The organism is Microbispora sp. KK1-11, from assembly GCF_006874435.1.
Taxonomy (GTDB): domain Bacteria; phylum Actinomycetota; class Actinomycetes; order Streptosporangiales; family Streptosporangiaceae; genus Microbispora; species Microbispora catharanthi.
Window position 1 is genome coordinate 11,941 of the sequence record NZ_VIRJ01000028.1, and the last position, 21,854, is coordinate 33,794.

Genomic DNA, 21,854 nt, shown 5'->3' on the forward strand with positions numbered 1-21,854 from the left:
GGCGCACGAGCCCACCGTCGGGCAGCGCGCGTCAGACGGTGTCCACCTCAGCGTGCGGGAGGCCCCCGGAGAGTTTGGGGTAGCCGGGACCGCGGTCGAAGAAGGCGGCGGGACGCGTCTCGCGCAGCCGCTCCCGCAGGCGCTCGGTCCCCTCCGCGTCCACGACGACCTCGCCGACGGCTCCGGCCTCGTGTGACACGGACAGCACGACGCCGTAGTCCTCGCGCGCGCCCTCGATCGAGACCTTCCCGTCGCGGACGTCGGCGGCCACCCTCTGCGCCGGCCGGTCGTACGGCGAGCCCCAGCCGCCTCCGCCGGTCGTGCGGATGCGGATGACCTGCCCGGCGCGTACGGGGAAGTCGTCGACCAGGCCCTCCATCTCCACGCCGTCCACCGTGACCTGGAAGGGACGGCCCGCCCGGCCGCCGTTGACGCCCCAGCACGACAGGATCGAGCGGTCGGCGATCGACATGAAGGAGGCGTCCCGCAGCATGCGGATGTGCTTGTCGTAGCCGAGGCCGCCGCGGAACTCCCCCGGCCCGCCGCTGTCCACGGCCAGGCCCAGCCGCTCGACCCGGAACGGCCAGCGTGCCTCGGCGAACTCCACCGGGATGTTGCGGCTGTCGGGCACCACGTGGATGGTGTCCTCCCCGTCGGCGTACCAGCGCCCGCCCGAGCCGCCGCCGAGCACCTCGCGCATGAGGTAGGGCCCGTCATCCGACTCGCCGTACACGCCGGTGTAGCGGATGGTCTCCTGGTCGGCGGGCATGCGGCCGCCGGTGGCCTTGGCCAGCACGCCCGCCAGCACGCCGAGCAGGCGCAGGATCACGAACGTACGGGCGTTGGTGGGCGCGGGGAAGATCGGCGTCAGCAGGGTGCCCTTCTCCGGGAAGACCATCCTGATCAGCGGCACGACGCCCTCGTTGACGTCGAGCTCGGCCATCCGCTCGGGCGTGTCGGCGAGGTTGCGCAGGATCGGCGCCAGCCACTTCTTCAGGAAGACGCCGTCGGCGTAGTCGCCGGCGTGGTTGATCGGTCCCTTGGCCTGGGGCGAGGTGCCGGTGAAGTCGATGGTCAGCGGGGTGTCCGCCGCGTGGTCGACGGTGAGCGTGATCCGCTGGGTGTGCAGGCGCGGCTCGTCCACGCCGTCGTGTTCGGCGTAGTCCTCCCAGACGTGCACACCCTCGGGGATCTTCGTGAGCAGCTCGCGGCGGAACGTCTCGGTCGTCTTGTCGATGATCGCGTCGAAGCACGCCTCGACCGCCTCCCGGCCGTACCGGTCGAACAGCTCGCCGAGCCGCCGGGCGCCCATGAGGCAGGCCGAGCACTCCGCGTCGAGGTCCCCCGCCAGGGAGTCGGGCATCCGCGAGTTGCGCGTCATGATGGTGAGCGCGGCGCGGTTGGGCACGCCCTGGTCCCAGAGCTTGATGGGCGGGACCATCAGGCCCTCCTCGAACGCGCTGCGCGCGTGCGACGGCATCGATCCCGGCACCGCGCCGCCGATGTCGTCGTGGTGGCCGAACGCCTGGACGAACGCGACGACGTCGCCCCCGTGGAAGACCGGCACCGTCACGCACAGGTCGGGCAGGTGGCCGATGCCGCCCTCGGAGAGGTAGACGTCGTTGTGGAAGAAGACGTCGCCCGGCCGCATGGTGTCGATCGGGAAGTCACGGACGATCGGCTGCACCAGCGCCGAATAGGAGCGCCCGGTCAGCTTGCGCAGCCGCGCGTCGTGGATGCCCGCGCGGAAGTCGTGGGCGTCGCGGATCATCGGCGAGCGGGCGGTGCGGGCGATCGCGGTCTCCACCTCCATCTCCACGGAGGCGAGCGTGCCCTCCACGATCTCCACGAGCACGGGGTCGACGGTCCTACCGGTCATCGCTCACCACCACGAGGTTGCCGTAGTCGTCCATGGTCGCCGTGAAGCCGGGGTGCACCGGCAGGGTCGAGCCGTACTCCTCGATCACGGCCGGGCCGCGCACCACGGCTCCCGCGCCGAGGTCGGCACGGCGGTAGATCACGGTCCGGCCCCACTGGTCGTAGTACACGTCGCGGGTCGCGACCGGGCTCGGCTCGTCCTCCTGGCGGGGCCTGCGCGCGATCTTCGGCCGGGTGATCGGGCCGATGCCGGACACCCGGAGGTTGACCCACTCGACGGCGTGGCGCGGGTCGTCGCGGTAGCCGTACCCGTAGAGCCTCTCGTGCTCGGCGTGGAACCGCTCGGCGATCACCCCGAGCCATGCCTCGTCCACCGGGCCGTCGGGGGCCGGCACCCGCACCTCGTACGCCTGGCCGTAGTAGCGCAGGTCGGCGCTGCGCGCGTACACGTGCCCGGCGAATCCCTCGCGGTCGAGCGCGGCCGCCGCCTGGGCCTCCAGGTCGGCGAGGATCTCGCCGAGCGTTTCCGGGGAGGGGTCGCGGGCGACGTGCGTGCGCACGTAGTCGTTCTTCACGTCGACCGTGAGCAGGCCGAACGCGGACACGTTCCCGGGGTCGGGCGGGACGATCGCGGCCCGCAGCCCGAGGATGTCGATGAGGCGGCATGCCAGCAGCGGCCCGGAGCCGCCGAAGGCGACCATCGGGAAGTCCCGCACGTCGAGGCCGCGCTGGACGGTGATCTGCCTGATCGCGTTCGACTGGTTGAACGCGCTGATCTCCAGGATCCCGGTGGCGCAGCGTTCCGGGGTCAGCCCCAGGCGGGCCGCCAGCGCCTCGACGCCCGCCCGCGCGGCGGCGACGTCGAGGGGGATCTCGCCGCCGAGCAGATGCGGGGGCACCCGCCCGAGGAAGACGTGCGCGTCGGTCACCGTCACCTCGGCGCCGCCCCTGCCGTAGCAGATCGGCCCGGGGTCCGCGCCCGCCGACCTCGGGCCGACCTTCAGCGTCCCCTCGGGGGTGACCCAGGCGATGGACCCGCCGCCCGCCCCGACCGTGACGATGTCGATCATCGGGATCTTGCACGGGTAGCGGCCGATGCTGCCCTCGGTCGTCAGCGACGGCTCTCCGTCCACCACGACGGCCACGTCGGTCGAGGTGCCGCCGCCGTCGAGGGTGATGGCGCTCGGATGCCCGGCGGCCCCCGCGATCAGCGCCGCGCCGAGCGCCCCCGCGGCCGGGCCGGACAGCACGGTCGTGATCGGCTGGTGCACCACCTCGGCCGCCGACAGCACGCCGCCGTTGCTCTTCATGACGGAGAACGGCCGGCCGAGCCGCTCCGACAGGTTCTCGATGTAGCGTCGCATGATCGGCTTGACCGCCGCGTCGACCAGCGTGGTCACCGACCGCTCGTACTCCCGGTACTCCCGCAGCACGTCGCTCGACAGCGACACGACCGCCTCGGGGTGCTCGCGCTCCAGCACCTCGCGCATCCGTCGTTCGTGCCCGGGGTTGGCGTAGGAGTGCAGGAAGCACACCCCGATCGCGGTGACGCCCCGCTCCCTGAACCACCGTGCGACGTCCGCGGCCTGCTCCTCGTCGAACGGCCGGACCTCACGGCCGAGGTGGTCGAGCCGTCCCCCGACGGTCCGCACCCGGTGGACGGGCACGATCCGCGGCGGCTTGACCCAGAAGTAGGAGTTGCCGTACCCGTCCGGCACGCTCTGCCGGGCGATCTCCAGGACGGACTCGAAGCCCTCCGTGGTGACGAAGCCCAGGTGAGACGTGCCGTCCGGGCGGTCCTCCAGCAACTGGTTGGTGGCGACGGTGGTGCCGTGGACGAGGGCGGACACGGCATCGAGGGCGCGGGACCCCGCGTGGGCCTCGAGCACCTTGTGAACGCCTGCCATGAACCCGTCGGCCGGGTTGGCAGGAGTCGAGGGAGTCTTGGTCGTGACGATCTGGCCGGACTCCTCGTCGACGAGCACGACGTCGGTGAAGGTGCCGCCTGTGTCGACCCCGATGCGGACGCTGGACATGCTCCGTGTTTACCGATCGCCGCCGACCGGAAGAACCGGCGCACTCTGCCGAAGAATCGCCGTCCTGTCGTCACACCCTGCCCGGATTGGTGCCTTACACGGCGCAGGTGCCGTCGTCGCAGTCCTCGCCGGCTGGCACGCGTACGGCCCTCTCCTCGGCCGTACGCGCCTCGACCTCCCGCAGGGCGGCCACGAGCGTCTCGACGGGCTGCGCGCCGGAGACGGCGAACTTCTCCTCGAACAGGAACAGCGGGACGGCGCGGACGCCGAGCGCACGGGCGCGGGCCAGCTCCGCGCGCACCTCGTCCGCCCCCTCACCGGTGTCCTCGACTCCCGCCTCGGCGGCCAGGGCGGCCAGCGTGGCGGGGTCGCCGACGTCGAGGCCGTCGGTGAAGTGCGCCCGGAAGAGCCGGTCGGACATGTCCGCGTCACGCCCCGCGCGGCCGGCCAGCCGGATCAGCCGGTGCGCCTCGAACGTGTTGGCGGCGACCGCCCGGTCGAAACGGAGCTCCAGCCCGTCCTGCGCCGCCACGCCCGTGACGTGACCGGTCATCTGCGCCACCTGGGCGGCGCCGCCGAACTTGCGCTCCAGCGCGCCCAGCAGCGGCTCACCGCCGGAGACCCCGTCAGGGTCGAGCTGGAACGGACGATGGGCGACCTCGACGTCTCCCTCGTAAAGGCGTACGGCCTGCTGGAGACGGTGGTGGCCGATGTAGCACCAGGGACACACGACATCGGAGAAGATCTCGACTTTCACGACAAGTGCCAACCAGCGCCAGCGACGGCCGATTCCCCGCCGACGGCGTTGCCCGAAGGTGGCGGGGACAGTCGCCGTCGCGCCCGGTGTCAACCGGCCGCGCGCGGCGCTCCTCGGTCCGTGTGGTCGCGGGCCGCACCGGGGCTGGAAGCAGGCCGCCGGCCGGTTGCGGCGCGGCCGGTGCGTCTAGTTCGCTGTGGCGCATGTCACTCGGCGGGAAGCTCCTCATCGCTCTGCTCTCGGCCGTCCTGGTCGCGTCGTGCGCCCAACCCGAGGAGGGGCGTCGTACCGTGCGCGCCTCGTCGGACAGTGACCGGCCGCAGCCGCCGGCCCGGCGCACGCCCCCGCCCGAACAGCCGACCCCGAGGTCCGCGTCCCCGGCCATGCCCGCCCCCACCCTGGCGGGACCGTGGCGGCCGGTACGTGTCCTCCCGGCGACGGAGCCTGTGACGACGTTCGCCGACGTGGCGATGCGAGCGGACGGGAGCGCCTGGGCCGTCGGCGCGGACGTCAACGACGAAGCCTGGGTGGGACGGTTCACCGTACGCGGCTGGAAGCGGGTTCCCCTGGCCGGCGTGGAAGGTCCCGGGCGCGCCGTGGTGGTGGACCGGGAGGATCGCCTGTGGGTCTTCACCGGCGCCCCCGATTACGCCCCGGACACGTCCCGGTCCTCCGCCGCGCGGTGGGACGGCCGATCCTGGCGGATCACCGATCTCGGCGGCGGCCTCGGCATCACCAGGGCGCGGGCGATCGGCCCGGAGGTGTGGTTCCTGGCGCGGAAGGCCGGCGGCGACCAGGCGAACGCCCCCGTCGTCGAGCGCCGGCTGCCCGACGGCCGCTGGACGGACACCCACGTGCCGATCTGGGCCGAGTCGATCGACGGGCACGCCCCCTCGAACGTGTGGGCGGTGGGCCGGGACATGGCCACCCGTCAGCCCGCCGCAGCGAGGTGGAACGGCCGCACCTGGACCGGTGTGGCCCTTCCCCGCCTGCCGTTGGTGCAGGGGTTGAGCGCGCTCTTCCGGGACGTCCTCGTACGCGGCACGAGGGACGTGTGGGCGGTCGGGGGCGTCTTCAACGACACCGGCGAGGAGCAGCCCGCACGATGGCTGATCGGCCACTGGAACGGCCGCGAGTGGTCCATGGACGTCATCCACGACGACGAGTTCGACGGGACCGGTCTCACCGAGATCGTGGACGACGGCAGGCACGGCGCGTGGATCGAGGCGCAGTGGGGCAGCCGGCTCCTCCACATGGACCGGAACGGCCGTATCACCCTGCGCCAGCGGCTGGAGGACGGAAAGTGCCTGGGAGGCGACGTCACGGCCCTGGCCTCCCGGCCCGGGACGCCGGTGCTGTGGGCGGTCGGGACCCGTTCCTCCTGCAAGGCCGGCGGTGTCCGCAGAGCGGCCGTCTACCGCGGCGCCTGATCCGCCCGGCCCACCCCCGGCGTACGCCAGGTCCCCGCCTTGCGGTCGATCGACTCGCAGCCGTATATTCGTTGGCGAGTAAGCGAGCAAGAGGGTGATCGGCGATGGCGAAGCGGCGCAGGGTGGCGAACCTGCTGGCATTGGCGGTGCTCTCCGCGCTCGCGCATCGGCCGATGCATCCCTACGAGATGGCGGCGGCCCTGCGCGGCTGGAACAAAGAGCACGACATGGGGATCAAGTGGGGGTCCCTCTACACGGTCGTCGGCAACCTGGCCAAGCATGGGCTGATCGAGGAACTGGAGAGCGGTCGCCAGGGGCGCCGCCCGGAGCGGACCGTCTACCAGATCACCGAGGCGGGCCGGGAGGAGCTGGTCGACTGGACCCGGGAGCTGCTCAGCGTTCCCCACACGGAGTTCCCGTGGTTTCGAGCCGGCCTGTCGGTCATGGCGGTGCTCCCCCCGGACGACGTGGCCGGGCTGCTCACCGACCGGCTCGTGGCGATCAGGAAGGGGATCGCCGGGCTGGAGGAGCTCTACGAACGTGACAGCGCGCAGGTGCCGCGGCTGTTCCTCATCGAGACGGAGTACGACCTGGCGATACTCAAGGCGGAAGAGGGCTGGATCGGGGCCCTGCTCGACGAGCTGACCGCGGGCACCTTCCCCGGACTGCAGGAGTGGCGGGCCTTCCACGAGGCCGGCGGACTGTCGGCCGAGATGAAGGAACTCGCGGAGAACAACATCACCGACATTTAGCCCTGGTGGCGGTGCTGCAACACCGCCACCAGGAGAACCTTCGAACCGGCATGCGGTGGCCCGAAGATGCAACGAATCGAGGATAACGGGTCTCCTCCCATGACGGTTCGGCGAGCACGTCAACCGACAGGAGGAGAAATGAAGAACGTCGCGATCATCGGCGGCGGCATCGCCGGCCCGGTCACCGCGCTGGCACTGCGCAAGGCGGGCATCGACGCCACCATCTACGAGGCGTACCCGACCAGCGCCCACGGCGTCGGCGGATCGCTCGTCCTCGCGCCCAACGGCATGGCGGCACTGGACATCGTCGGTGCGGCCGAAGCCGTGCGGGCGGCCGCGCAGCCGAGCACGCGCTCGGTGATGACGCTCGGCGGTCGCACGCGCCTGGAGCTGCCCAGCCTGTCCCAGGTCGGACCGCTGCACGCGGTCCGGCGCGCCGACCTCTACCGGGTGCTGCACGACGAGGCCGTGAAGCAGGGCGTCACCATCGAGTACGGCAGACGGCTCACCGGGGTCGAGGGCACCACGGCGGTCTTCGCCGACGGCAGCCGGGCCCGGTTCGACATCCTGGTCGGCGCCGACGGTGTCCACTCCACCGTTCGGCGGCTCATCGATCCGGACGCGCCCGGCCCGAAGTGGACCGGGATGCTCGGCCTGGAAGGCGTGTCCTCGTACGAGGTGCCCGAAGACCCGGAGACGATGGTCTTCGCCTTCGGCAGGCGCGGCTACTACCTCTACTGGCTCAACGTGGCAGGTGGCACCACGTGGGGCGTCAACCTGCCCTACCACCGCCCCCTGTCCCTCACCCAGGCCCGCGAGGTGCCGCGCGAGGAGTGGATGCGCATCCTGTGTGAGACGTACGGCGAGGACGTGCCCGGCGGTGATCTGCTCCGTCACACCCCGGTGACGGCGATGCAGGTGACGGGGGCCCTCTACATCATGCCCAGCGTCCCGCACTGGTATCGGGATCGGATGGTCCTGGTCGGCGACGCCGTCCACGCGCCGTCGAACAGCTCGGGACAGGGCGCGTCGCTCTCCATCGAGAGCGCCGTCGAGCTCGCCCGCTGCCTGCGGGACATCGAGGACGTGCCGCGGGCGTTCGCCACGTACGAGCGGCTCCGCCGCACCCGGGTGGAGAAGGTGGCGGCACGCACCTACAAGATCAACAACGCCAAGACGCCGGGTCCGGTCGTGCAGAAGCTGATACCGCTTCTCATGCCGCTGATGCTGAAGACGTTCATGAATCCGGACAAGACCGTGGGCCCGGAGCAGCGCTACCGCATCGACTGGGACACCCCCGTCGGCACCCTCCCCTAGGAACCCGCGGCCGGAAGCCGGACCACGACAGGCCGGGTCCGCCACGGCGGAACCGGCCTGTCGTGGAGTCGCGGGACGCCGGTGGTCGCGGCGCCCGTCCTACCCGCAGGGGCGCCCGTCCTACCCGCACGGGCGCCCGTCCTGCCTGCGGCGGCGCGTCCTACTCGCGACGGCGCGCGTCCTACCTGCGGCGGCCTTGGCGGCCGAGGAGCCAGCCGATGACGGCGCTGCCCAGCGCCACCCCGGCGCCGGCGCCGAAGGCGGCGAGCATCGTCCAGGCCGGCACACCCGGGCGGGGCGCGGCCGGGACCTCTCGCGTGTACACCCGCGGCGCGACCTCCCCGGTCACGGCCGCCGCCACCGCCGCACGCTCGTCGCCGGCCGCCGCTACCGGCGCGACCTCGGCGACGACGGTTTCCACGGATCCGGCGGGGACGGACAGCAGGTGCCGCTCGACGGCGGAGAAGAACTCCCCCGCGGTCTTCTTGGCGACCGAGGCGAGCATCCGCTGCCCCACGCCGCCGATCATGCCGCCGACGACGGCCTCGGCGTCGTAGTCGATCCGGGTGCCGCCTCCGGCGTCGCTGAGCCGTACGGCCACGGTCGCCTCGACCGTGCCGGGGGCGCCCTGGCCGCGCGCGCCGAGCGTGAACCGGTCCGGCTCCTCCTGGTCGCGCAGCGCCACCTCGCCCTGGTAGACGCCCTTGATGGAGGCGACCCCCGCGGTCACCGTCATCGCGTACACGTCCTCGCCGATCGTCTCCAGGCGCTCGCAGCCGGGGATCGTCCGAACCAGGACGCCGGGGTCCTGGAGGGCGTCCCAGACCCGCTTGCGCTCCGCCGCGACCAGCGCGCTGCCTGAGACCTTCATGGGCCACCTCCGATGCCGAGCACCCTAGAGAATCACCCGTACGGCGAGAACGGCAAGATCTGCCCCGGCACGGCGCCGCGGTCGTGCAGAGTTCACATGCCCCGGAGGCACGGCCGGCTACCCGAGCCATGGCCGTCGCGCCGGCCCTCCACCCGGCCGGCCGCCCCGTACGCCCGTCCACCGATCCGGCCTTCGCGCCGTCAACCGCACGGCGTACGGGTGAATCAGCCGCGCGGCGGACGCGGCACTTGTCATCGTTCGTCCATTCTTGATCCCGTGCCTCCCCAGGAGGCGCTCCCGGCGGGACGGGACCCCCGTCCCTGGCGACCGGGACGGTCCGACCGCAATCGTCGGTACTGCAAGCAACGGGATCCGGCACCGCGAACCGGGGTCCGGGCGGCGCACCGCCCGGCTGTGACGAAGATCGCACTTCGCGGAGCCCTAATGCTCTACAGCTTGTAGTACTACTGGTTATAGAACTACGAGCTGTAGAGCTCCGGTGTGAGGGAGACATGGACGCGCTTGACCTGGCACGGTGGCAGTTCGGGGTGACCACCGTGTACCACTTTCTCTTCGTACCTCTGACGATCGGGCTGGGCGTCTACGTCGCCGGGCTCCAGACCGCCTGGCACCTGACGGGCAAGGAGCACTACCTCAGGCTCACGAAGTTCTTCGGCAAGCTCTTTCTGATCAACTTCGCCATGGGCGTGGTCACCGGCATCGTCCAGGAGTTCCAGTTCGGGATGAACTGGAGCGAGTACTCGACCTTCGTCGGCGACGTGTTCGGCGCGCCGCTGGCGCTGGAGGCGCTGCTCGCGTTCTTCCTGGAATCGACGTTCCTCGGCCTGTGGATCTTCGGCTGGGACCGGCTGCCCAAGCGGATCCATCTCGCCTGCCTATGGGCGGCCGTCATCGGCTCCAACCTGTCGGCGTACTTCATCCTCGCGGCCAACGCCTGGATGAAGCACCCGGTCGGCTACGAGGTCGTGGACGGCAGGGCCAGGATGACCGACCTGTGGGCGGTGCTGACCAACTCGACGGCCCTCGCCCAGGTGCCGCACGTCATCGCCGCCTCGTTCGTCGTGGCGGGCGGGTTCGTCATCGCCGTCGCGGGCTACCGCATCCTGCGCGAGCGCGGGCTCGGCCTGCGGCCCGAGCGGTCTCGGAAGAACGGTCACCTCGCCCGTACGGCCGCCGGGGACGCCACCACGCCGATGCGCCGCCTCCCGGACATGTGGCGGACCAGCCTGCGCGCCGCGCTCGTCATGACGGCGATCGCGGGGGCCGTCGTCGCCGGCAGCGGCGACCTGTCCGGCCAGCTGCTGCGCGAGCAGCAGCCGATGAAGCTCGCCGCGGCGGAGGGCCTGCGCCACGACACCGCCGGGGCGCCGTTCTCGATCGCGCCCGGCGTCGAGGTGCCCGGCCTGCTCAGCCTGCTCGCCGCGCACGACCCCGGCGCGACGGTCCAGGGGGTCGACGACATCCAGGCGCGGTACGAGAAGACCTTCGGACCGGCCGACTACACCCCGAACCTGCCGGTCGTCTTCTGGTCGTTCCGCGTGATGATCGGCTTCGGCATGGCGACGGTCGGCCTGTCCGTGCTCGGCCTGTGGCTGACCCGGCGGCCCCGGCGGCGGCACGGCGGCACGGCGAAGCCCGTGCCCGGCTGGTTCGCCCGCCTGTGCGTGCTGGCGCTCCCGCTGCCCGCCGTCGCGATCATCTCGGGATGGCTGCTCAGCGAGATCGGCCGTCAGCCGTGGACCGTCCAGGGCGAGCTCATGACGGCCGCCAGCGTGTCGCCCGGGGTCTCGCTCGGCGAGGTGGCGATCACCCTGGCGATCTTCACGGTCCTGTACGGCGTGCTGGCGGTGGCCGAAGGCGTGCTGCTGGTGCGGCACGTCAAGGCGGGCCCGGAGTTGCCGCCGGTCGAGAGCGCGCCCGCAGGCACCGTTCCCGCCCGCCCCGACGAGGCGCGGCTCACGCCGACGCTCATGTACTGAGGAGCCACGAGATGACGACCTTCTGGTTCATCGTGATCGCGTTCCTCTGGACGGGTTACTTCGTCCTGGAGGGATTCGACTTCGGCGTCGGCGCGCTGCTGCCGCTGCTGTCGCGCTCCGAAGCCGACCGCAAGCAGGTGCTGGCCACCATCGGGCCGGTCTGGGACGGCAACGAGGTGTGGCTGATCACTGCGATCGGGGCGATGTTCGCCGCCTTCCCGGCCTGGTACTCCGGCCTGCTCAGCGGCTTCTACCTGGCGGTCTTCCTCGTCATCGCCGGCCTGGTCGTACGCGGCGTGGGCCTGGAGTGGCGGGGCAAGGTCCACTCCCGGCGCGAGGTCGCGCTGTGCGACGCCGGGATCGTCACCGGCAGCGTGCTCCCGGCGTTCCTGTGGGGCGCGATCTTCGGCGACCTGCTGTTCGGCACGGCGCTGGCGACCGTGCTCGGCGGGGCCCTGTCGCTGTCGGTGGCCGTGCTGCACGGCGCGGTGTTCGTGGCGCTCAAGACGACCGGCGGGGTCCGGGCCCGCGCCCGCCGTGCCGCGCTGCTCGCGGCCGTCGGGGCGGTGCCGGTGGCGATCGGCACGCTGCCGTCCGTGCCCGGCAAGGGGCCGATGTGGACGCTGGGCACGGCCCTGCTCGCCGCCGCGGCGCTGGCGGCCGGGGTGACGCTGGTGTGGGGCCGCCGGGAGGGCTGGGCCTTCATCGCGACCGCGACCGCGATCGCCGCGACGACCGCCACCGTCTTCGGCGTGCTGTGGACCGCTCCCCTGCCCGGGCTCACGCTGGCCGAGGCGGCCTCGGCGCCGTACACGCTGACCGTCCTCACCTGGATCGGCCTGATCGCCCTGCCCGGCGTCATCGCCTACCAGGCCTGGACCTACTGGGTCTTCCGCAAGCGCCTCACCGCCGAGGTCTCCTGAGTTTCTCCGGGCCTGTGCACGATCGGGCACGGAGGGCACTCGGTCCATGACCGACTGTTGTGAAATGCTGCGGGAGACGGTCAAGCTCCCGACGAGGTCATCCGCGAGGCGATCGTGATGGCCTGGCGGCTGCGGACTGGTGCGCTGAAGGTTCCCGGCTCTCGGGCCGCCGCCGTACTCAGCGGGTGAGGCGCAGGTGGTGGAGGTCGGAGGGAGAGATGGGCATCCGGGCGATCGTGATGCCCTCGGCGTCCTCGACCGCGGAGGCGATGACGGCCGAGACGGGGATGACCCCGGCCTCCCCGGCGCCCTTGATCCCCAGCGGGTTCAGCGGTGAGGGCGTCTCCAGGTGGGCCGTCTCGATGCGCGGCACCTCCGTGGCGTACGGCATCAGGAAGTCCATGAACGAGGCGTTCAGCAACTGGCCGTGCTCGTCGTAGACCATCTTCTCGTACAGCGCCCCGCCGACGCCCTGGGCGACCCCGCCGTGGATCTGCCCCTCGACGATCATCGGGTTGATGAGCTTGCCGCAGTCGTGGACGACGGCGTAGCGCAGGATGCTGATCTCCGCGGTCTCCGGGTCGGTCTCCACGATCGCCGCGTGCATGCCGGCCGCGAAGGTGGACCTGACCGGCGAGTAGTAGTCCCGGCCCTCCAGGCCCGGCTCCTCCCCCTCCGCCACCGGCGGGCGGTCGTCGGAGGCGGGCCCGGCGAACTGGGTGGCCCGTTTGGCCTCCTCGTCGAAGGCGTACCGCAGCGGGTTGGACAGCACGGCGACGGTCGCCAGCGGGATCGACGCCGACGGCACGCCGGCGACGTGGACCATCCCGTCGGTGATCTCCAGGTCGCGCGGGTCGGCCTCCAGCGCCTCCGCCGCGATCCGCAGCGCCTTCTCCCTGACCTTCCGGCAGGCGAGCGCGATCGCGTTGCCGCTCATCACGGCCGCCCGTGAGGCGAAGGTGCCCACGGCGTACCCGAAGCGCCGGGTGTCGCCGGTGACGACCGACACCTTCTCGATCGGCACGCCGAGCTCGGTGGCCGCGATCTGGGCGAACACGGTCTCGTGCCCCTGCCCCTGCGAGGTCAGGCCGGTCGAGACGTGCACCCGGCCGTCGGAGGTGATCTGTACGTGCCCGCCCTCGTAGGGGCCGACGCCGGTGCCCTCGACGTAGCAGCCGACGCCGATGCCGATCCTGCGTCCCTCGGCCGCCGCGCGGGCCTTCTCCTCCGGGAAGGAGTCCCAGCCGATCAGCTCCTTGAGCATGCGCAGCGCTTCCGGGTAGTCGCCGCTGTCGTAGATCAGCGGGCGCCCGTCCTGGAACGTCATGCCCTGGTCGTACGGGAACTCGTGCGGCTGGATGAAGTTGGCCGCGCGGACCTCCGTACGGTCCCTGCCGAGGTGGGCGGCGATGCGGTCCATCGTCCGCTCCATACAGAACACGCCCTGCGGGCGGCCCGCGCCACGGTAGGGCGTGACCTGCACCGTGTTGGTGTAGATCGAGGAGAACTCGACCCGGTAGGCCCCCACCTTGTACGGCCCGAGCAGCTGCGTCGAGGTGATGATCGGCACGATGATCCCGTACGGCGTGTAGGCGCCGTGGTCGTGCAGGATCTCGACCTCGAGGCCGAGGACGCGCCCCTCGTCGTCGAACCCGACCCGCACGTGCTGGACCTGGCCGCGCTCGTGCGACGACGAGACGAAGTGCTCGCGCCGGTCCTCGGCCCACTTCACCTCGCGGTTCAGCAGCCGGGCCGCCCATGGGACGAGGACCTCCTCGGGCCACGGATGCACGATCTTCACGCCGAACCCGCCGCCGACGTCGGGCGCGATGACCTCCACCTTGGGCAGCGGCAGCCCGAGCTTGGCCGCGATCGCCATCCGCACGCTCGTGGACGTCTGAGTGGAGGAGTAGACGCGCAGCGACCCGTCGTCGGCGTCCCAGCGGGCGTACACGCCCTTCCCCTCCAAGGGCGTGCACGCGCTGCGCTCGACGTCGAGGCGGAACTCCAGCGTGTGCGGGGCGGCCTCGATCGCCTCTCGCGCGGTCACGCCGCCCGCTCCCGGCACCTCCTGGACGAGGTGCGCGCCGACGTTGCCCGGCACGTCCTCGTGCACGAGATGAACCCCGCGCACGGCCTCCTCGATGCCCACGACGGGCTTGAGGATCTCGTAGTCGACCCGGATCAGGGCGCAGGCGTCCTCGGCAAGGTAGCGGTCGCGGGCGACGACCATCACGACCGGCTCGCCGACGTGCCGGACGATCTCCCGGGCCAGCGGGTACGCCGTGCGGCCGTGGGTGAGCGCGGGGTGCGGGATCAGCAGCGGCAGCGGCTCGGCCAGCGCGCCCGGCAGGTCCTCCCACGTGTAGATCGCGACGAGGCCCTCGACGTCGAGGGCGGCGGACACGTCGATGTCGAGGATCCGCGCGTGCGCGTGCGGCGACCTGACGAATGCGGCGGCCAGCGCGCCCGCACCCAGGTCGTCGAGGTAGCGCCCCTGACCGGTGATCAACCGGGCGTCCTCGCGCCGCCGGACCGGCTCGCCGAACAACTTGGTCGTCACCGGTCCTCCTCTGCTTGAAGCTCCGCCTGAAGCTCCGCCTGAAGCTCTGCCGCCCGGTGGACGGCCTTGAGGATGTTCTGGTAGCCGGTGCACCGGCACAGGTTGCCCGCCACGGCCTCCAGCGCCTCCTCCTCGGTCGGCGCGGGGTTGTCCCGCAGGAACGCGGTGACCGTGCACAGGAACCCCGGCGTGCAGAACCCGCACTGCAGGGCGTGACACTCGGTGAAGGCCCGCTGGACCGGCGACAGCTCGCCGTCGCGCGCCAGCCCCTCCACCGTCGTGATCTCGTGGCCGTCCACGGTGACGGCGAACGTCAGGCACGACCGCACCGGCTCGCCGTCCAGCAGCACGGTGCAGGCGCCGCAGACGCCGTGCTCGCAGCCCACGTGGGTGCCGGTGAGGCCGAGGTCGTGGCGCAGACAGTCGGACAGCAGCCGCCGCCCGGGCACCGTCGCCTCCCGCACGACCCCGTTGACGGTCAGCGTCACGTGATGGCGTGTCTCGTTCACGATTCCTCCCCGCGGGCGGCGGAGGCGGCGTTCCGCAGCGCCCGTGCGGCGAGCACCCCGGTGAGGTGCCGCCGGTAGTCCGCCGTCGCGTGGATGTCGCCCTCCGGATCGATCCGGTCCCGTACGGCTTCCGCCACGGCCTCCCAGCCGGCCGAGGCGGCCGGGCGCGCACCGCACGCGGCGGTCACGTCCACGACCACCGGGACCGGTCCCACGCTCACGCACGCGACGCGGGCGGCGGCGATCCGCAGGTCCTCGTCCAGCGTGACGGCGGCGGCCACCCCGGCCACCGCGTAGTCGCCGTGCCGCCGGGCCACCTCGTGGAAGGCCGTGCCCGACCGAGGGGGCAGCGCCGGGAAGAACGCCGACACGGCCAGTTCGCCGGGCCGCAGGGCCGACTCCATCGGGCCGGTGAAGAACTCCGCGGCCGGCACCTCCCGCTCCCCGCCCCGGCTCGCCAGCCGTACCGACCCGCCGAGCAGGGCGAGCACGGCGGGCATCTCGGCGGCGGGGTCGGCGTGCACGAGGCTGCCCACCACAGTGCCGCGGTTGCGGATCACGGGGTGGGCGACCAGCCGCAGCGCCTGCCGCAGCAACGGCTGCGCGGCGGCGGCCCGCGGCGAGCGCTCCACGGCGGCGTGACGGGCCAGGGCCCCGACGCGTACGCCGGGCGGCCCGGCCTCGATCCCGTCCAGGCCGGGCACGCGGTTGACGTCGACGATGTGGGCGGGCGCGGCAAGCCGCATGTTGAGCAGCGGGATCAGGCTCTGGCCGCCCGCCAGCACCTTCCCGCCGGGCCCGGCCTCGGCGAGGACGTCGAGCGCCTCGCCGAGGGTGGCCGGGCCGTGGTAGCAGAACGGAGGCGGCTTCACCGCGTTCGCATCCGCGGGGCGGGCCGTTCAGACGGCCGGGTCGCGTTCGAGCCCGATCTCCCCACCCGTGACCTCCTTCGCTCGTCTGCCCGCGATGGCGCGGAGCAGGTGATAGCCGGCGAGCACCACGATCGTGCCGAGCGCGATCCCGGCGAGCGAGAAGTCGCCGGTGATCTGGTGGGTGACCGGCCCGATCGCGAGGATGATCCCCGCGCCGATCGGCACCATGTTGACCGGGTCGGCGAAGTCCACCCGGTTCTCCACCCAGATCTTCGCGCCGAGCAACCCGATCATGCCGTACAGGATGACCGTGACGCCGCCGAGCACGCCGCCGGGCGTGGCGGAGATCAGCGCGCCGAACTTGGGGGACAGGCCGAACAGGATCGCGATGACCGCGGCGATGTAGTAGGCGGCCGTCGAGTAGACCCGCGTGGCCGCCATGACGCCGATGTTCTCGGCGTACGTCGTGGTGGGCGAGCCGCCGACGGCGGTGGCGACCACGGTGCCGACGCCGTCGGCGATGACCGCTCTGCCCATCTGGGGGTCGACGTCGGCGCCGGTCATCTGGCCCACGGCCTTGACGTGGCCGACGTTCTCCGCGATCAGGGCGATCACGGCGGGCAGCACGACCAGCACGGCCGACACGTGGACCGACGGCGCGTGGAAGTGCGGCAGCCCGAACAGGTCGGCGTCGGCGACGCCCTGGAAGCTCACCCGCGGGTGGGTGTCGATCTTCCCGGTGCCCGCGTTGTAGGCGGTGATGTTCCCGAACACCTTGTCGGCGAGCCAGGAGACGACGAACCCGAAGATCAGTCCCAGCAGGACGCCGATCCGGCCGAGGAAGCCGCGGAACACCACGATGAACACGAAGGTCGCCAGCATCGTGATCAGTGCGATCCACGGGTCCTGCGGCCAGTAGACGTCGGCCACCACGTACGCCAGGCCGAAGCCGATCAGCATGACCACCGCGCCGGTCACGACCGGCGGGAAGATCCGGTGGATGACCTGCACGCCGAGCACGTGGATCACGACGCCGCACACCGCGAGCACCAGGCCGGCGACGAGGATGGAGCCGGTCACGACCTTGTCGGCCGCCGGGGTGTCGCCGCCGAACATCTCGCGCACGGCCGCCACGCCGCCGACGAACGAGGCCGACGTGCCGAGGTAGCTGGGGATCCGTCCCTGCGTGATCAGTAGGAACAGGATCGTCGCGACACCGGACATCATCACGGCCGTGTTCGCGTCCAGCCCCATGACGAGGGGGAACACGAAGGTCGCGCCGAACATGGCGATCACGTGCTGGGCGCCGATGCCGACCATGCGCGGCCAGCTCAGCCTCTCGTTCGGTTTGACGACCTCTCCGGGGGCCAGCCCTCTCCCGTCGCCGTGCACTGTCCATCTGAAAGCCATTTACGCCCCTCTTGGTACTGGGCCGTGGGCCGGTCGGCCACCCCGCAGGCGTCCCTCCGCGGCGTTCTAGACCGTTTGGGGCACTTTAGGACTGGCGTGCGCGACAGACATGGGCATGATCTGCCAAACCGGCGAGCTCCGGAGCGTCACACCACGCGGATCCTGTACCCCTCGCCGGTGACGACCTGGCCCGCCCGGATTTTGCAGGCCTTGCGCAACTCCACGCGTCCGTCGACACGCACCCGGCCCTCCGCCACGAGATGCTTGGCCGCGCCGCCGCTGTCGGCGATCTGGCAGAACTTGAGGAGATCGCAGAGCGGGATGTAGTCGCCGTCCAGCTCGAAGGTGATCGCTGGGGCCTTCGCGTCGTTCACGCCGCCAGCTTAGATAGTCAGATACCCCTCATGCGCAGGACGTGCAGGGCGAGGGTGAGGTTGAGCCGCAGGTGCGCGTCCTCGGTGAAGTTGCCCAGCATGCGCTCCAGCTTGCCGATCCGATAGCGCAGGGTGTTGTAGTGGAAGTGCAGCCGGCGCGCGGTCTCCGCGACGTTGAGGTTGGTCTCCAGCAGCGCCTGCAGGGTGCGGCGCAGGTCGGCGTTCTCCGCGTCGTCGTCGCCCGCCAGCGGGCCCAGGGTCTCGCGGACGAAGGCGTGCAGCTCGTCGGTGTCGTTCACCAGCGACAGCAGCCGGTAGACGCCCAGCTCGTCGAAGTGGGCGACCGCGCCGGCCCCGTGGAGCTGCCGGCCCACCCTGGCGGCCTTCAGCGCCTGGCCGTACGCGCCGGGCAGGGCGTCCACCCCGGAGGCGACCCGGCTGAGGCCGGTGGAGAACGTGCCGTCGGAGACGGCGGCGAGCGCGTCCCTGGCCACCTTCGCCGGGTCGGCCGCCGCCCCGACGATCGCCACGACCTCGTGGGAGAAGCCGGCGACGGCGCCGCGCGGGTCGTGCTTGCGCACCGACGCCTGCCACGCCGCCAGCATGCGGTCCTGGACCGGTCGTTCCTCGGCGTCCGGGTCGATCTCGGCGACCAGCACGCTCACCGGGCGCTCCAGGTCCCAGCCGAACGCCTGGGCGCGCTCGGCCACCCGCAGCCCGCCCCTGCCGGTGAGCACGTCGCGCAGGAAGTCGGCACGGTACTTGCTCTCGACGGCGGTGACCGCCTCCTGCTTCGTGATCACCAGCGCGGCGACGGTCGCGGCGCGCTCCAGGATGCCGATGTCGCTGGAGGTCAGCGTGCCGTGGGCGCTGTAGGCCGCGATCCTCCCGTGATGGTGCCCGCCCGCGACGACGGGCACCGCCGCGTAGTGCCCGTCGCCGGCCGCGGGCGTGGCCGCCGGCGTCCGCGCGAGGACCGCGTTGATCTCCCGCAGCCGGGCCACCTGCGCGGACTCTCCGGCGGCCGCGAGGAGATGACCCGCGGCGTCGGTCGCCCCCACGGCCACCTGCAGCAGCCCGGCCACCTCCGCCGTGACCTCCCGCATCCCGCCCCCGGCCAGCACGATCTGCACGAGCGCCCGGTGCGCCTCCTCCGTACGGGCGAGGATCGCCGCCTGGCGGTTGAGTATGTCGGTGAGCACCTGGTTGAGGATGTCGTCGAAGCCCACGTCGTTGGGCAGCAGGATCAGCGGGAAGCCCAGCCGGTCGGCCTGCTCGACCATCTCACCCGGGAGCTCGTCCAGGTAGCGGCCGAGCTTGATCGCCAGAGCGGCGAGGCCGCGCTCGTCCAGGTCGGCCACGAGCCGGTCGAGCGACTGCGGCGTGTTGCGCAGCGGGTAGCCCGTGGTGAGCAGCAGCTCGTGCGGCTTCACCCACGCGAGGATGTCGGGCACCTCCATCACGTTGAGGCGCTGCACGATGCGATCGAGGCCGGCCCGACCGGCGATCAGGCGGGCGTCCGCCAGCGTCGAGACCCCGAGCACCTCGCCCACCGACACGCCGTGGAGGATCGTTCCAGTGCTCGCCAGGCGCATGGCGGGCGGGGCCGGGTCGTTCTGCAATGCCGTCTCCGAGAATGCCGTCATGGGGGGTCGCGACGTCCTCGGGTCATCGGTCGCTCACCGCTCCTCGTTCGCTACGCGGGCCGCTCGTTCCTCGCGGACCCGCTCCGGGGACGTCTCAGGCCGATTCTGCCCGACCGTGGTCCTGTCAGGAAGAGCCAAGCATTCGGCCGACTGTTGGCATCTTTCTCCGTACGGAGGGGGGAGACCGGGCCTTAGCGTCGGCAACGACTGGCTTCGGGAGGTCCGGTGAGTGTTGGCACGCGCCCGAGAGGGCGGCGGGCGACGACGCCCGCGTCCCGCCCCCCGGCGGCCCCCGCCTACGTGAGCGGCGCCGCGAGCGTCGCCGTACGGCCCGCGCTCGAGGCGCCCCGCCGCCCGGCCAGGGTGCTCGCGGTCTTTCCTCTCGCGCTCTACCTGGAGATCAGGAGCGAGGCCGAGCCGCACGTCGTCGCCGTGGTGACGGGCGAGGCCACCCGCCTGCCCAACGCCGTGGTGCTCGCGGAGCGCCTCGACGGGGTGTCGGCGGGCGACGACGCCTGGGTCGGCGAGGGCTCCGTCGAGGTCGGCGGCGTGTCGATCTGCGTGCGCCGCTGGTGGGACCCCGCTCCCCCGCTCGGCCCCGCCGACCCCGTACGGCTCGCGCCCGCCCTCGGCCTGCTCGGCCGTGCCCGCACGGCCTCACCCCGGCGGCCGGGGCTGGACCCGGACGGCGCCCCGGCGCTGCTCGAGAGCGGCTGCCGCGCCGGTTCGCTGGTGGAGAGCATCACCGCGGCCGAGCGGCTGATCGGCCTCGGCCCGGGGCTGACCCCGAGCGGCGACGACATGCTCGCCGGCCTGCTGGTCGCGCTGCGGCACCTCGGTGCGGCGGCGGGAGTGCCGCGCGCCGTCTGGCTGGCCGACTGGCTCGCCGCGGCGGTCACCTACGACGCCCGCACCCGGACCACGCCCATCTCGGCCACCCTGCTGCACTGCGCCGCCAGGGGCGAGGCGAGCCCGGAGGTCACCGGGGTGCTGCGCGGCGTGGCCGGGCACCAGCCGCTTGAGCCGGCCGTGCACCGCCTGCTCCGCCTCGGCCACACCTCGGGCGCCGATCTGGCGTGGGGCGTGCAGATCGGCCTGTCCGCCGTCCTCGCCCACCGGGAGGGCCGTTGAACGATCTGGTCGAGGTGCGCCCCGGGGTCTACCGCGACTCCGTGACGCTGATGCGGGTGAGCCGGGCGCTCACCGGATCGCCCGGAGTGGCCGTCGCCGTCGTCGCGATGGCGACCGAGCTCAACCTGGGCCTGGCCCGCGATCTCGGCTTCGCGGTGCCGCCCGCGACGCCCGGCGACCTGCTGGTGGCGGTCCGGGCCGGCTCGCCTGCGGAGCTGGAGGACGCCGCCGCCGAACTGGAGCGACAGCTCGCCGCACGGGCGCCGGCGAGCGGGACGCGGGGCGAGGCGCCGCCGCGTACGACCCGGTCGGCGGCGCGGGCCTTCGAGGCGAGCCTGGCGCTGGTGAGCGTGCCGGGCGAGCACGCCTTCGCCGAGGCGCTCGACGCCGTGGAGGCCGGGCTCTCCGTGATGATCTTCAGTGACAACGTGCCGGTGGAGCAGGAGATCCTGCTCAAGGACCGGGCACGGGCCAGGGGTGTGCTCGTGATGGGGCCCGACTGCGGCACCGCGGTCGTGGGCGGGGCCGGCCTGGGTTTCGCCAACGTCCTGCACCCCGGGCCCGTCGGTCTCGTGGCCGCCTCGGGGACCGGCGCCCAGCAGGTGACGAGCCTGCTCGACCTCGCCGGCGTCGGCGTGTCCCACGTGCTCGGCGTGGGCGGCAGGGACCTGTCCGCCGAGGTGGGCGGGCGCTCGGCCGTGCAGGCGCTGCGCGCGCTCGACGAGGACCCGGCGACCGAGCTGATCGTGCTGGTCTCCAAGCCCCCCGCCCCCGAGGTGGCCAGTGCCGTACGGGACCTCGACCTGGCGACGCCGGTCGTCGCCGCGCTGCTCGGGCCGGGGCAGGACGACCTGACCACCGCCGCGGAGAAGGTGCTGCGGGCCCTCGGCCGCGACGTCCCCGAGTGGCCGTCCTGGCCCGCACCGGCGCGGGCCGGGCGCCGGGACGCGGCGGGGACCCTGCGAGGGCTCTACGCCGGCGGCACGCTGTGCGCGGAGGCGGCGCTCGTCGCGGGCACGGGCGAGTTCACCGACTTCGGCGACGACGCCTACACCCAGGGCCGGGCCCATCCCATGATCGACCCGGCGCTGCGCCTGGAGGCGCTGCGGGGCGTCGCCTCCGGCGTCGTGCTGATGGACGTCGTGCTCGGGCACGGCGCCGACCCCGACCCGTCCTCCTGGCTCGCGCCCGCCATCGGCGACGCGGCGGCCAGGGGCGTGGACGTGGTCGTGGCCGTCGTCGGCACCGACGGCGACCCCCAGGGGCTGCGCGCCCAGGCCGCCCGGCTGAGCGAGGCCGGGGCGGCGGTCTTCACCTCGAACGCCGCGGCCGCCCGGCACGCCCGCCTCCTCGCGGGCGGGTGACGGGTGTGGCCGCGCCGACCT

At 72.6% G+C, this 21,854-nt stretch carries 17 protein-coding genes; 7 read left to right on the top strand and 10 right to left on the bottom strand.

All coding sequences use genetic code 11. The features are described from left to right. Positions 1 to 31: 31 nt before the first annotated feature. The 3 genes from FLW16_RS31730 to FLW16_RS31740 all read right to left on the bottom strand — a co-directional run bounded on the left by FLW16_RS31730 (position 32) and on the right by FLW16_RS31740 (position 4,671). Positions 32 to 1,879, bottom strand: a complete 1,848-nt coding sequence (locus FLW16_RS31730; RefSeq protein ID WP_142563810.1) for a hydantoinase B/oxoprolinase family protein — start codon at positions 1,877 to 1,879, stop codon at positions 32 to 34. Continuing rightward, positions 1,869 to 3,914 carry a hydantoinase/oxoprolinase family protein gene (locus FLW16_RS31735; RefSeq protein WP_142563811.1) on the bottom strand — a complete coding sequence of 682 codons (2,046 nt, stop codon included), beginning with the start codon at positions 3,912 to 3,914 and terminating at the stop codon, positions 1,869 to 1,871. The genes FLW16_RS31730 and FLW16_RS31735 overlap by 11 nt, the downstream gene beginning before the upstream one ends. A gap of 94 nt (positions 3,915 to 4,008) precedes the next feature. Next, complete coding sequence (locus FLW16_RS31740; protein WP_142563812.1) at positions 4,009 to 4,671, bottom strand: DsbA family protein; 663 nt, start codon at positions 4,669 to 4,671, stop codon at positions 4,009 to 4,011. Between the two features lie 446 nt (positions 4,672 to 5,117). Between FLW16_RS31740 and FLW16_RS31745 the strand changes: the two genes are divergently transcribed. The 3 genes from FLW16_RS31745 (at position 5,118) to FLW16_RS31755 (ending at position 8,170) form a co-directional block, all read left to right on the top strand. Then, positions 5,118 to 6,101: a hypothetical protein gene (locus tag FLW16_RS31745; protein ID WP_142563813.1), complete on the top strand. Its 984-nt coding sequence runs from the start codon at positions 5,118 to 5,120 to the stop codon at positions 6,099 to 6,101. 104 nt (positions 6,102 to 6,205) lie between these two features. Beyond that, the gene (locus FLW16_RS31750; RefSeq protein ID WP_142563814.1) at positions 6,206 to 6,853 is read left to right on the top strand and encodes a PadR family transcriptional regulator; all 648 of its coding nucleotides are present in this window, start codon (positions 6,206 to 6,208) and stop codon (positions 6,851 to 6,853) included. Between the two features lie 138 nt (positions 6,854 to 6,991). Then, complete coding sequence (locus FLW16_RS31755; protein ID WP_142563815.1) at positions 6,992 to 8,170, top strand: NAD(P)/FAD-dependent oxidoreductase; 1,179 nt, start codon at positions 6,992 to 6,994, stop codon at positions 8,168 to 8,170. Between the two features lie 181 nt (positions 8,171 to 8,351). On the opposite strand, the gene FLW16_RS31760 is transcribed toward FLW16_RS31755, so the two are convergent. After that, positions 8,352 to 9,041 carry a carbon monoxide dehydrogenase subunit G gene (locus tag FLW16_RS31760; RefSeq protein ID WP_142563816.1) on the bottom strand — a complete coding sequence of 230 codons (690 nt, stop codon included), beginning with the start codon at positions 9,039 to 9,041 and terminating at the stop codon, positions 8,352 to 8,354. A 512-nt stretch (positions 9,042 to 9,553) separates the two neighbouring features. On the opposite strand from FLW16_RS31760, the gene FLW16_RS31765 reads away from it, so the two are divergent. Together FLW16_RS31765 and cydB are read left to right on the top strand one after the other, a co-directional pair. Next, positions 9,554 to 11,041, top strand: coding sequence for a cytochrome ubiquinol oxidase subunit I (locus FLW16_RS31765; protein ID WP_142563817.1), 1,488 nt, complete (start codon positions 9,554 to 9,556; stop codon positions 11,039 to 11,041). Between the two features lie 11 nt (positions 11,042 to 11,052). Next, positions 11,053 to 11,964 carry a cytochrome d ubiquinol oxidase subunit II gene (cydB, locus tag FLW16_RS31770; RefSeq protein WP_142563818.1) on the top strand — a complete coding sequence of 304 codons (912 nt, stop codon included), beginning with the start codon at positions 11,053 to 11,055 and terminating at the stop codon, positions 11,962 to 11,964. Positions 11,965 to 12,142: 178 nt separating this feature from the next. On the opposite strand, the gene cutA is transcribed toward cydB, so the two are convergent. From cutA to FLW16_RS31800, 6 genes are all read right to left on the bottom strand, one after another. Next, on the bottom strand, positions 12,143 to 14,527 hold the full coding sequence (gene cutA, locus FLW16_RS31775; RefSeq protein ID WP_142563819.1) for an aerobic carbon-monoxide dehydrogenase large subunit: 2,385 nt from the start codon (positions 14,525 to 14,527) through the stop codon (positions 12,143 to 12,145). Then, a complete protein-coding gene (locus tag FLW16_RS31780) occupies positions 14,524 to 15,036 on the bottom strand; it encodes a (2Fe-2S)-binding protein (protein WP_142563820.1) in 513 nt (170 codons plus the stop codon). The genes cutA and FLW16_RS31780 overlap by 4 nt, the downstream gene beginning before the upstream one ends. Beyond that, a complete protein-coding gene (locus FLW16_RS31785) occupies positions 15,033 to 15,908 on the bottom strand; it encodes a xanthine dehydrogenase family protein subunit M (RefSeq protein ID WP_142563821.1) in 876 nt (291 codons plus the stop codon). The genes FLW16_RS31780 and FLW16_RS31785 overlap by 4 nt, the downstream gene beginning before the upstream one ends. 27 nt (positions 15,909 to 15,935) lie before the next feature. Then, complete coding sequence (locus tag FLW16_RS31790) at positions 15,936 to 17,318, bottom strand: uracil-xanthine permease family protein (RefSeq protein WP_142563822.1); 1,383 nt, start codon at positions 17,316 to 17,318, stop codon at positions 15,936 to 15,938. 146 nt (positions 17,319 to 17,464) lie between these two features. Beyond that, positions 17,465 to 17,692 (bottom strand): RNA-binding S4 domain-containing protein, encoded by a 228-nt coding sequence (locus FLW16_RS31795; protein WP_142563823.1) that lies wholly within the window; start codon positions 17,690 to 17,692, stop codon positions 17,465 to 17,467. A gap of 17 nt (positions 17,693 to 17,709) precedes the next feature. After that, positions 17,710 to 19,338 carry a PucR family transcriptional regulator gene (locus tag FLW16_RS31800; protein ID WP_221891384.1) on the bottom strand — a complete coding sequence of 543 codons (1,629 nt, stop codon included), beginning with the start codon at positions 19,336 to 19,338 and terminating at the stop codon, positions 17,710 to 17,712. A gap of 225 nt (positions 19,339 to 19,563) precedes the next feature. Between FLW16_RS31800 and FLW16_RS31805 the strand changes: the two genes are divergently transcribed. Further along, the gene (locus tag FLW16_RS31805; RefSeq protein WP_142563824.1) at positions 19,564 to 20,469 is read left to right on the top strand and encodes a DUF2877 domain-containing protein; all 906 of its coding nucleotides are present in this window, start codon (positions 19,564 to 19,566) and stop codon (positions 20,467 to 20,469) included. Beyond that, positions 20,466 to 21,833, top strand: a complete 1,368-nt coding sequence (locus FLW16_RS31810; protein ID WP_221891385.1) for an FdrA family protein — start codon at positions 20,466 to 20,468, stop codon at positions 21,831 to 21,833. The genes FLW16_RS31805 and FLW16_RS31810 overlap by 4 nt, the downstream gene beginning before the upstream one ends. Positions 21,834 to 21,854 lie beyond the last annotated feature (21 nt).